Source organism: Protofrankia sp. CiP1_Cm_nod3 (assembly GCF_982290655.1).
Genome location: NZ_CEVIVD010000104.1, coordinates 9,549 through 18,575 on the forward strand (window position 1 = coordinate 9,549; position 9,027 = coordinate 18,575).

General features: G+C 72.3%; 7 protein-coding genes. All 7 read left to right on the forward strand.

Translation table 11 applies throughout. The features are described 5' to 3' along the window. Positions 1 to 146 precede the first annotated feature (146 nt). Positions 147 to 1,862, forward strand: a complete 1,716-nt coding sequence (locus AC5LUJ_RS17695) for an ABC transporter substrate-binding protein (RefSeq protein ID WP_493465324.1) — start codon at positions 147 to 149, stop codon at positions 1,860 to 1,862. Between the two features lie 13 nt (positions 1,863 to 1,875). Then, positions 1,876 to 2,826: an ABC transporter permease gene (locus AC5LUJ_RS17700; RefSeq protein ID WP_250285869.1), complete on the forward strand. Its 951-nt coding sequence runs from the start codon at positions 1,876 to 1,878 to the stop codon at positions 2,824 to 2,826. A 19-nt stretch (positions 2,827 to 2,845) separates the two neighbouring features. After that, positions 2,846 to 3,907 carry an ABC transporter permease gene (locus AC5LUJ_RS17705; protein ID WP_250285868.1) on the forward strand — a complete coding sequence of 354 codons (1,062 nt, stop codon included), beginning with the start codon at positions 2,846 to 2,848 and terminating at the stop codon, positions 3,905 to 3,907. A 185-nt stretch (positions 3,908 to 4,092) separates the two neighbouring features. After that, positions 4,093 to 5,781 carry a dipeptide ABC transporter ATP-binding protein gene (locus tag AC5LUJ_RS17710; RefSeq protein ID WP_250285871.1) on the forward strand — a complete coding sequence of 563 codons (1,689 nt, stop codon included), beginning with the start codon at positions 4,093 to 4,095 and terminating at the stop codon, positions 5,779 to 5,781. A 293-nt stretch (positions 5,782 to 6,074) separates the two neighbouring features. Beyond that, complete coding sequence (locus tag AC5LUJ_RS17715; RefSeq protein WP_493465326.1) at positions 6,075 to 8,297, forward strand: rhodanese-like domain-containing protein; 2,223 nt, start codon at positions 6,075 to 6,077, stop codon at positions 8,295 to 8,297. Beyond that, positions 8,294 to 8,521: a DUF433 domain-containing protein gene (locus tag AC5LUJ_RS17720; RefSeq protein ID WP_250285867.1), complete on the forward strand. Its 228-nt coding sequence runs from the start codon at positions 8,294 to 8,296 to the stop codon at positions 8,519 to 8,521. The genes AC5LUJ_RS17715 and AC5LUJ_RS17720 overlap by 4 nt, the downstream gene beginning before the upstream one ends. Then, positions 8,518 to 8,886, forward strand: coding sequence for a DUF5615 family PIN-like protein (locus AC5LUJ_RS17725; protein WP_250285866.1), 369 nt, complete (start codon positions 8,518 to 8,520; stop codon positions 8,884 to 8,886). The genes AC5LUJ_RS17720 and AC5LUJ_RS17725 overlap by 4 nt, the downstream gene beginning before the upstream one ends. Positions 8,887 to 9,027: the final 141 nt, after the last annotated feature.

Consider the following 9,027-nt stretch of genomic DNA (forward strand, 5'->3'; position numbering starts at 1 on the left):
ATCCGGCATCCGGTATCCGGTATCCGGCATCCGCGTCCCCGTTCCCGGCGCCGCTGCCATAACGAACGTTCTTTTCTGACCGGTTCCAGGAGCTCTGGAATCCACCCGGCCTGTTCACGGAAAACAACTCTGGGAGTCACGACCTGATGGCCATATTGTGGCGTCGCCGAAATGGCGAGGACGCCGGCGGGAACACCGACGGGAACACCAGCGGGAACAACAGGAGCGGCGGTGGCCACGGCTGGCGGGCGGCGACCGTCTCCCTCCTCACCGTCGCCTTCCTGGCCGCCTGTGGCGGCGGGGACGGCGGGAGCGGCACGAACGCCGACAACGCGCAGCCCGTGCCGGGCGGCCGGTTGAAGATCGCCTTCTGGGCGGACTTCCAGGGCTGCATCGACCCCAACCAGGTGTACTGGATTGAAAGCCGCAGCATCGACCGCAACTTCGCCGACTCGCTGACCGACCAGGACCCCGCCACCGGTGAGATCGTCCCGTGGCTCGCCACGAGCTGGACGGTCAGCCCGGACGCCCGGGAATACACTTTCACCCTGCGCAAGGGCGTCACCTTCAGCGACGGCACGCCGCTCGACGCGTCCGCGGTGAAGACGGCCTTCGACGGGGTGCGCGACCTCGGCGCCAAGTCGACCCTGGGCGTGACCTACCTCGCCGGCTACGAGTCGTCGACCGCCGTCGACCCGCAGACGGTGAAGGTGAACTTCAAGGTGCCCAACGCGGCGTTCCTGCAGGCGACGTCCACCACCACCCTGGCGGTCCTCTCGCCGGCCACCTACAAGGAGACCGCCGAGGCCCGCTGCGCGGGCAAGGTCATCGGCTCGGGGCAGTTCGTGCTCGACAGCTACACCGCCGCCAAGGCGGCCAGGCTCAGCCGGCGCGCGGGCTACGCGTGGCCGAGCGCGCTGGTGAAGAACAAGGGTGACGCGTACCTCGACGGCATCGACGTCAGCTACATCACCGAGGACAGCGTCCGGGTCGGCAGCCTGACCACCGGCACCATCGACGTCGCCTGGCCGCGGCTGCCGATCACCTCCGCCGACCAGGAGATCATCAAGGCCGCGAACGGCGTCATCGAGACCCGCTCCCTGCCCGGCATCAGCGCGCAGATCGTGCCCAACGTCAACAGGGGCGGCCCGCTGGCCGACCTGAAGGTGCGCCAGGCGCTGTACAAGGCGATCGACCTGAAGAGCTACGCGTCCACCGTGTACTGGGACAGCTACCCGGTGGTGAAGGGGCCGTACGACTCGACGACGCCGTACGCGGCGGACCTGTCCGCCAAGCTCGCCCACGACCCGGCCGGGGCGGCCGCGCTGCTGGACAGCGCCGGCTGGGCCAAGGGCCCGGACGGCTACCGCTACAAGGACGGCCGGAAGCTGACGCTGACCTACCTCATCACCGCCTCGACCCCCGGCGAGCAGCTGCTCCAGGACCAGCTCAAGAAGAGCGGCATCGACCTGCAGCTCAAGGTCGTCACCAGCGCGCAGCTCACCCAGCTGACCACCGCCGGCGAGTTCGACCTCGCGGGCAGCTACCTGACCCGGGGTGACCCGAGCGTGCTCGGCTCGACCCTCGACCGGGCCGTCACGAAGAACTACGCCACCGTGTACTCCCAGGACGACGCCACGGCCGCCGAGGTCAGCAAGCTGTTCGCCCGCGGGCTGAACACGATCGACCCCGCCCAGCGCGCCGCGGCCTACAAGGATCTGCAGGACTACCTGATCGACCACGGGGTCGTCTTCCCGACCTACGACCGGGTGCAGGTGGCCGGGCTGTCGAACAAGGTCCACGGGTTCGCCTGGACCTCCGAGAGCTTCCTGCGCGCCAACGACATCTGGCTGTCGAAGTGACCCGACGGCCGTGATGTTCAGATATCTCGCCGGTAGGCTCGCCCAGGCACTGCTGGTGCTCTGGGCGGCCTACACGGTCACCTTCGTCATCCTGCACGTGCTGCCGAGCGACCCGGTCACCCTGCAGCTCGCCGCCGGCGGGGTCGACGTCAGCCAGCTCACCCCGGGCCAGCTGCACTCCATGGAGGCGCGGTACGGGCTCGACGAGCCCGTGCTCACGCAGTACTTCGGCCGGCTGTGGGACGCCCTGCACCTCGACTTCGGCATGTCGCTCACCCAGAACGTCTCCGTCGGCACCCTCGTCTCCGACCGGCTGCCCTCGACGATCGTGCTGGCCCTGGTCTCCGTCGGACTGTTCCTGGTGTTCGGCGTCGGGCTGGCCTACCTGGCCTCGTACGTCCAGTGGCTCCCGGCCCGGGTGCTGCTGCGGCGGCTGCCCGCCGTGGGCATCTCGCTGCCGACGTTCTTCGTCGGGCTGCTGCTCATCCAGGTGTTCGCCTTCTCCCTCGGCTGGCTGCCGGCCAGGGGCACCGAAGGATGGCGCAGCGTGGTGCTGCCGGCGGTCACCCTGGCGCTTCCCGGGTCGGCGATGCTCGCCCAGGTGCTCATCCGCAGCCTCGGCGACACCTGGCAGGAGCCGTACATCGTCACCGCCAGGGCCAAGGGGCTGTCGCGCTGGGCGGTCCAGCTGCGGCACGCGTTCCGCAACGCGGCCCTGCCCGCGCTCACCCTGCTGGGCGTGCTCGTCGGCTACACGGTGACCAACGCGGTCGTCGTCGAGACCGTCTTCTCCCGCAACGGGATCGGCCAGCTGGCCCAGCAGGCCGTCCTCGGCCAGGACGTGCCCGTCGTCCAGGCCGTCATCGTCATCGCAGCGGCGATCTTCGTCGCGGTCAATCTGGTCGTCGACCTGCTCTACTCGTTCCTCGACCCTCGCGTCGCCCACACGGCCCGGGTCACCTAGGGTCACTGAGGCAGGAATCATGTCCGAGAACATCCTGGTCAAAGGCCCGGGGCAGGCTGCCGTGGGCGCCCCCTCGGCCCCGGTACCCGCGTCCGCCGTGCTCCCGGTGCCGGCCGCGGACGATGCCAGCGCCAGCGCCGGCTCCCGCCCCGATGCCGGGAGCGGCCCCGACGCCGGGAACGGCCCTGGCTGGACGGACACCGGCGACGGCCGCCCTGGCGAACGGCATCCGGCGGGTGGGCGCCTCCGGCGGCCCGCGGCCGCGGCATACGAGGTGGCACGGCCGTTCCTGCGCCGGCCGGGGTTCGTCCTCGCCGCCGCGTTCATCGTGTTCGTCGTGGTCTCGGGGCTGTTCCCCGGGCTGTTCACCTCGTACGACCCGACCGCGACCGCGCCGGCGGAGAAGCTGCGCGGGCCAGGGCTGGAGCATCTCTTCGGCACCGACGAACTGGGCCGGGACCTGTTCTCCCGGGTCCTCCACGGCTCGGCCCTGACGATCAGGGCCACCGGGGGAGCCGTGCTGATCGCGGTCGTGGCCGGGCTGGCCATCGGGGTCATAGCCGGGTTCCTGGGCGGGTGGATCGACAGCCTGCTCATGCGCACGGTCGACGTCGCGCTCGCGCTGCCGCTGCTCCTGCTGGCGCTGGCGATTGTCACCGCGCTGGGCTTCGGGACGCTGCCGGTGGCGATAGCCGTCTCGGTGGGCATCGTGCCCGGGTTCGCGCGCACGACCCGGGCGGAGGTGTTCCGGGTCAAGGGGCAGGCGTACGTCGAGGCCGCCCGCACCGGCGGCGCCTCATGGCTCAGGGTGATGTGGCGCCATGTCCTGCCGAACTCGTGGGGCCCGGTGATGGTGCTGGCCATCCTCGACTTCGGCACCGCCGTGCTGAGCATCTCCTCGCTGAGCTTCCTGGGCTTCGGGGCCCCGCCGCCCGCCGCCGAGTGGGGGACGCTGATCTCCAGCGGCCGTAACTACCTGGTCACCAGCCCATGGCTGTCGCTGCTGCCGGGCCTGTTCGTCGGCCTGGTCGTGTTCGGCCTCAACCACGTCGCCCGGACTCTCGAGGAGGTGCGCCCGTGAGCGAGGGAGCCGAGCGAGCGGAGTCGTCGCCCGGCGCAGCCGGGCAGCTGCGGAGCGAGGGAGCGACGCAGCGGACCGGAAATGAGGCGCGCGAGGGAGCCGAGGGAGCCGAGGGAGCCGGGGGAGCCGAGGGAGCGACGCGGCGGACCGGGGGCGCAGCGGGCGAGGGGGCCGGCGCGAACATCGTGGAGCTGGCCGGGCTGTCGGTCGGCTACCGCAGCCGGGGGCGAACGGCCCTCGCGGTCGACGGCCTGGACCTTACGATCGCGCCCGGCGAGACCGTGGCCATCGTCGGCGAGTCCGGCTCGGGCAAGACCACCACCGCCAACGCCATCCTGGGGCTGCTGCCGGCCAACGGGCAGGTCGTCGCGGGTTCGATCCGGGTGGCCGGCACCGACATCACCACGGCCCGGGAACGCACCCTGCGGGCGGTCCGCGGCAGCGTCGTCGGGCTCGTCCCGCAGGATCCGATGGTCGGTCTCAACCCGACGATGCGCGTCGGCGGCCAGGTGGCCGAGGCCGTCCGCCGGCGCGGCGTGGACAGGCGGCTGGTGCCCGCCGAGGTGGTCGAGGCCCTGGAACGGGCCGGGCTGGACGAGCCGGTGCTGCGCGCCCGGCAGTACCCGCACGAGCTCTCCGGTGGCATGCGGCAGCGGGTGCTCATCGCCATCGCGCTGGCCGGGCATCCCCGCCTCATCGTCGCCGACGAGCCGACGAGCGCGCTGGACGTCACCGTGCAGCGCACGATCCTCGACCATCTCGGGCGTCTCGTCGCCGAGACGGGCACCTCCCTGCTGATCATTACCCACGATCTCGGGGTCGCCGCCGACCGGGCCGACCGGGTGGTCGTCATGCAGCACGGGCGGGTGGTCGAGCGCGGCGATCCGGAATCGATCATGCTCGCCCCCCGCGACCCGTACACCCGGCACCTCATCGAGGCCGCCCCGGCGCTGTCGCACTCCGGGCAGGTCGTCCCCCGCTTCACCGAGGTCGCCCCGGCGCCGGAGATCCTACGGCTGGAGGCCGTCACCAAGGACTTCCGCCTGCCCAGGACGTCCGGCGGCGACCGGGTCTTCCGGGCGCTGGAGGACGTCACGCTCTCGGTGCGGGCCGGGCAGACCCTGGGCCTGGTCGGCGAGTCCGGCTCGGGCAAGACCACCGCGCTGCGCATCGCCATGGCCCTGGACAAGCCCACCAGCGGACGGGTGTTCCTGGACGGGAAGGACATCACCGCCGCCGGCTGGTCGCAGCTGCGGCCGCTGCGCCGGCGGTTCCAGCTCGTGCACCAGAACCCGTACTCCTCGCTGGACCCGCGGTTCAGCGTCGAGGAGAGCATCGCCGAACCGCTGGTCTCCTTCCGGGTCGGCAACCGGGCCAGCCGGGCCGTCCGGGTTCGTGAGCTGCTCGACCAGGTCGCCCTGCCGGCGGATTTCCGTGACCGCAGGCCGCGGGAGCTCTCCGGCGGGCAGCGCCAGCGGGTGGCGATCGCCCGGGCGCTCGCGCTCGGGCCCGAGCTGGTCTTCCTCGACGAGCCCGTCTCCGCGCTCGACGTCTCCGTGCAGGACCAGATCCTGGGGCTGCTCACCGGGCTTCAGCGGGAGCTCGGGGTCAGCTACTTCTTCATCTCCCACGACCTGGCGGTCGTCGCCCAGCTCTCGCACGAGGTCGCCGTGCTGCGCCGCGGCCGGATCGTCGAGAGCGGCCCGGCCGCGGCCGTGTTCGCCGCGCCCGAGCAGGAGCACACCCGTGAGCTGCTCGGCGCCATCCCCGGGCAACGGTTCGCCGCCGCGCTGGCCGCGGCCGCCCGACCGGAGGGAGCACCGGCGAGGATCCCGCCGCCGGGAACGGACGGGATTCCGGTGGGACCGGAGTAGCTCCGGCCCCACCGGGACCGGAGAGGATCCGTCCGGGATCGGCGGAGACCCCGTTGACACCGTAGGCCGTGTCTGATGGATGGTGGTTGGTCTGGTGACTGGTGGTCGTCCGGGCGCCGCCCGTCCGACCGAACATCCGTCCGACCGAACATCCGTCGGGCACGGCAACAGGTGTCCATCGGAGGTTCCCGGGCGGATTCCCGTTCGGGCTTCCTGTCGAATGCCCGTACGAAAAGCCTGCGACAGGCCTGTGACAGGCTCGTGAAGGGCCCGTGCGAAAGGAAGGTAGTGCCATCAGCGGCAGGTACGTAGTCATCGGGGCCGGCGCGGTGGGCGCGACCGTTGCCGCGCAACTGGACGGCGCCGGGATCGCGGTCGTCGCGGTGGCCAGGGGTGCGAACCTCGAGGTGTTGCGATCCCAGGGCCTGCGCTACATCCGGCCGGACGGCGACCGGCGGGTCGCGCTTGAGGTCGCAGGCGGCCCGGACGAGGTCGACCTGCGCGCGGACGACGTGCTGGTGCTCGCCAGCAAGTCGCAGGACTCCGAAGCGCTGCTGCAGCAGTGGGCGTGGCGCCCGGTGGACGTGCACGGCAGCGTGCGCACAGCCGCGGAGGTGCTGCCGGTCCTGCTGTTGCAGAACGGCCTGGACAACGCCCGGACGGCGCTGCGGCGGTTCGCCACGGTGATCGACGCGGTGGTCATCATCCCGTCCTCGCACCTGCGGCCGGCGGAGGTGATCTCCCCGGGCGCGCCGATCGCCGGCGCCTTCTACCTCGGCCGTGCCGGCCGCGTGCCGCGGGGGAGCGACCCGGTCGAGCCGGGCCCGACGGTGACGAACCCGGTGGTGGACCCGGCCGTGGAGCGCGTCGCGGCCGAGCTGCGCCGGGCCTCCTTCGCCGTCCAGGTGGTCGCGGACATCGCCCGTTGGAAGGCCGGCAAGCTGCTCGGCAACCTGGCCTACAACCTCGACGCGCTCTACGCGCCCAGCGAGCTGCGCGACACCGCGTCGGCCGCGCTGGTGGACGAGGCTCGGGCGGTGTTCGCCGCCGCCGGCATCGAAGCCGCCGACGTGCAGACGGACGGTGGCCTCGACCTGTCCCAACTGGTCGTGCACGACATCCCCGGCCATCAGCGGCAGGGCAGCTCCACCTGGCAGAGCCTGGCCCGCGGCGGCTCGGTCGAGTCGGACTTCCTCAACGGCGAGATCGTGCTGCTCGCCCGCCTGCACGGCCTGGACGCGCCGGTCAACGCCGGGGTGCAGCAGCGGATCGCCACGGCGTCGCTGACCGGGACACCTCCCGGCGGCCTTGGCCAGGCCGACCTCGCCGCCCTGCTGGCGTCGGCGGGCCACGCCCCGGCAAGCGCGGGCGAAGCCGCCGGGGCGACCGATAAACCTTCTGTGGCATTCAGCGAACAGTCTATTGCGGAAGGTGAAGATATCGTGACGGTTGGTGAGTCCACTGTGACGGCTGGCGAACACACGGGGACGATCGGTGAAACTGGCGGGACGGTCGGCGAACCCGCCGACCAGTCCGGCTCCCGGCACGGCGATTCCGACCGCTCCAACCAGTCCGGCCGCTCCGGCCGGCCGGTGGTGCTCGTCGATGCCAAGCAGCTGCACGACGAACTGTCGTCGGCCGCGCCACCGCTGCTGCTCGACGTCCGCTGGGCTCTCGGTGATCCGCACGGCCGCGAGCACCACCGGGACGGTCATCTGCCGGGCGCGGTCTACGTCGACCTCGACACCGAGCTCGCCGCCACGCCGGGCGGGACCGCCGGCCGGCACCCGCTCCCCGACATCGCCGCGCTGCAACGCTCGGCCCGGGCCTGGGGGCTGACCGCCGGGCGGCCGGTGGTGGTCTACGACGACAACGGCGGGCAGTCGGCGGCCCGGGCATGGTGGCTGCTGCGCTGGGCGGGCGTGACCGACGTGCGCATCCTCGACGGTGCCCTGACCGCCTGGCGGGAGGCCGGCTTCCCGCTCGAGACCGGCGAGACCGTCCCGGCGCCCGGGGACGTCGAGCTCACCGCCGGGCACCTGCCGGTGCTCGACGCCGACGCCGCCGCCCACCTGGCCGGCACCGGCGTCCTGCTCGACGCCCGCGCGCCGGAGCGTTACCGCGGCGAGGTGGAGCCGGTCGACCCGCGCGCCGGGCACATCCCCGGCGCGGTCAGCGCGCCGACCGGGGAGAACCTGGACGGCGGCGGGCGCTTCCTGTCCGAGGACCTGCTGCGCGCCCGCTTCACCGCGCTCGGTGCCGGTGCCGGTGCCAGCGCCGGTGACGCGCGGCCGGTCGGGGTCTACTGCGGCTCCGGGGTGACCGCCGCCCACCAGATCGCCGCGCTCGCCGTGGCCGGCATCGACGCCGCCCTCTTCCCCGGCTCCTGGTCAGCCTGGTCCTCCGACCCCACCCGCCCCGTCGCCACCGGCGAGCGGTCTCCCGTCCGGGCTGAACAGCCCGACGATCATCGGGCCACCGGCTCGGAAGGTCCGCCGGTAGACTCCCAGCCATGACCACCGCCGGCCGCGTCACCGCCGACCCCGCCATCATGGCGGGCGCACCGACGATTCGCGGTACCCGAATCACCGTGTCCGCGGTGCTGGGCCAGCTCGCGGCTGGCTCGACGGTCGATGAGCTGCTCGCCGACTACCCGTCACTCACGCGCGACGACGTGCTCGCGGCTCTCGCGTTCGCCGCGGAGACGATGCCGCAGGAGCGCCCGTTCATCGCCGCATGAGGATCCTCGTCGACGAGAACCTCTCGCCACGGGTCGCCGAGCTGCTGCGCGACAAGGGCATCGACGCGACGCACGTCCTCGAGCACGAGCTTGGCGGTTCTCCAGACACCGAGGTCAGCGCGTTCGCCGTCACCGAGGGGCGTTCGATCATCTCCGCCGACAGCGATTTCACCACTCTGCTCGCGCTCAGTCGTGGCACCGCTCCCTCGCTCGTCCTGCTCCGGTCCGGCGACCAGCTCAAGCCGGACGCGCAAGCCGCCCTGCTGCTGGCCAACCTGCCTGCGCTAGAAGCCGACCTCGAACAGGGCGTCGTCGTATCGCTCAGCGCGACCCATGTGCGGGTTCGTCGACTCCCACTTCGCTGAGTGCCGCTACTCCCGATCCGGCATCCCCCTGCTCCCACCCTCTCACCGGCTCGCCCTGCTCGGCCTGGCCCTGCTCGGCCTGGCCCGGCTCATCAGCTCGACCTGCTCGCTCCGGTCTCCCGCGATCATCCCCCGCCCGGC